Below are 1,969 nucleotides of genomic sequence, written 5' to 3' on the forward strand. Positions count from 1 at the left end.
CCCTGCGACACCATCGCCGATGGCATCGCGATCAAGGCCCCAAGTGCGCGCACGTTCGAGTACATCCAAGCCCTCGCCGACGATGTGGTGACCGTGAGCGACGAGCGCATCGCGGAGGCAATTCTCTTGCTCCTCACGCGCATGAAGGTGCTGGTCGAGCCATCGGGGGCGGCGGGGCTGGCGGCACTGCTTGCGCATCCGGGGCTTGGCGTCGGGCAGACGGCCTGTATTCTCTGCGGTGGCAACATTGACCTCAAGCTCCTCTCCGATCTTATTGAGCGTGGAATGATCCGCACCAGCCGTTATTTTCACTTCTTCACGTCGTGCCCCGATCGACCCGGTGGCCTCGCGGCGCTTCTGGACACCATCGCAAAAGCGGGTGGCAACGTCATGGAAGTGACCCACAACCGCATCAGCGCCGAGATTCCCTACGGTCGCACCGGAGTTGAGATGCTGATCGAAGTGCGCGGCGAGGAGCACATCGCCCGCCTCGAAGCCTGCCTCCAGACCGGTGGCTACCCCGTAAGGCGTCTGGACTGAGCCTACGGACAGCCGGGAGGAAGCGTGAGACGATAGACCGCAGGTTCGCCCTTGTACTGCCCCATGCCGATCACGGTTCGCCCCGCGACCCGCATGGCTCCCTGAAGAATCCAGCCGGAATTGAGAGGAAGGAGGGTTTGCAGATCGCGGTAGCGTCCCTCCTTCCAGACAAAGGGTGTAATGGCGCCGGTGAGGGGGTCTTTCATCTCTCCCACAACCTTTCCCTCTGCATCAAGATCTGCACAGCGGAGCGGGAGCTTAGTTAACGTAGAAGACTTTTCCCAGAGCGGGCGGGGCTGCGCCGTTGGAGAGGTCCAGAGCCCAATCGTTGTCTCCTGGCCCTTACGCTCCAGCTCCCCAATGAGGATTTTATTTTCCCCAATGTGGCGCGGGATGCCTTTCCAGAGGAGCTGCCCGTGGCTATCTCTGCCTTCGGTGGGAATAGGAGTAAACCTTCCCCCTGAGTACACCTGGAAATCGCCCTTCGTGTTTAGCAGAAAGTCCCCCTTGGTATTGCTCGCCCAGGGCGACTCAGGCAATACGCCTTCCGGGAGTGGCTCTGGCTTACCGTTATGCCACAGAGTTAGCTGGGGTTTGTCGAGTTTTTTGTTCGTTGCACTATAGCCCACCAGTCCTCGTGGAGCGCTGACAACACGCAAACTATCGGAGCCCACTCTGAGAAACGAACTTGAGTAGCCAGGTAGTGGTGGGAGGCTTTGCCACTTCCCTTGTTGCCAGAGAACGATCTGAAAGTGCTGATCTTGTCGTGTGACGTAACAAACGAGCTCACCACTGGGAAGGAAGTCCCGCAGCCCACTCAAGGTTGCACCCGGCACACGAAGCGTTTCTGCGACGGATCTGCCAGGGTGCCAGACGAGAGCCTGTTTCCCTAAAGTCCTTCCACCGAGCCCGTCGTTGCCACTTGTAATTGCACACTCTCCCGCCACGGTGCCATCTGTGGCGAGAGCGAGCCCATTAATGCCATATTTGCCCTCAGGAAAACGAAGCGGCTCGATCCGTGTCTGGGCGATCAAGGGATCAGCGCTGAGGGAGACAATCAGAGCACCTCCCAGGGGCACGCTGGTAACTACCAGAGCTGCGACTCCGCCAAGCTGCCAGCGACGGTGGCGGCGCACGTGCGGAAGGGTGGCCATGAGGGCGGCGCGGAGTGTCTCGGTTTTTTCGGACTCTAAGCTTGTTCCCCCGTGCCAGAGTTTGGCCTGACGCTCCAGTTCTTCTTCGGTCATTTGATACTCTCCTCAGATAGCAGCTCACGCAGGCGGCGAGTGGCCTCAAAAACGCGGGCTTGTACGGTTCCCTGCGGCACACCCAGAATTTTGGCGGCCTCTTTATGCGTCCAGCCCTCGGCCTTGACCAGCACAAACGCCTCGCGCTGGGTCTCGGTGAGGGCGCAAATGGCACGGTCTAG

General features: G+C 59.9%; 3 protein-coding genes. 1 reads left to right on the plus strand and 2 read right to left on the minus strand.

Annotation, left to right across the window (positions count from 1 at the left end; translation table 11 throughout):
* Positions 1 to 540: pyridoxal-phosphate dependent enzyme (locus ACH2EH_RS06870; protein WP_395140188.1), on the plus strand; the 540-nt coding region annotated here is incomplete at its 5' end.
* A 2-nt stretch (positions 541 to 542) separates the two neighbouring features.
* On the opposite strand, the gene ACH2EH_RS06875 is transcribed toward ACH2EH_RS06870, so the two are convergent.
* Positions 543 to 1,787 (minus strand): hypothetical protein, encoded by a 1,245-nt coding sequence (locus ACH2EH_RS06875; protein ID WP_395140190.1) that lies wholly within the window; start codon positions 1,785 to 1,787, stop codon positions 543 to 545.
* Positions 1,784 to 1,969, minus strand: a 186-nt coding sequence (locus ACH2EH_RS06880) for an RNA polymerase sigma factor (protein ID WP_395140191.1), incomplete at its 5' end; no start/stop codon positions are given. The genes ACH2EH_RS06875 and ACH2EH_RS06880, both read right to left, overlap by 4 nt.

It is taken from the genome of Armatimonas sp. (assembly GCF_043760365.1).
GTDB lineage: Bacteria > Armatimonadota > Armatimonadia > Armatimonadales > Armatimonadaceae > Armatimonas.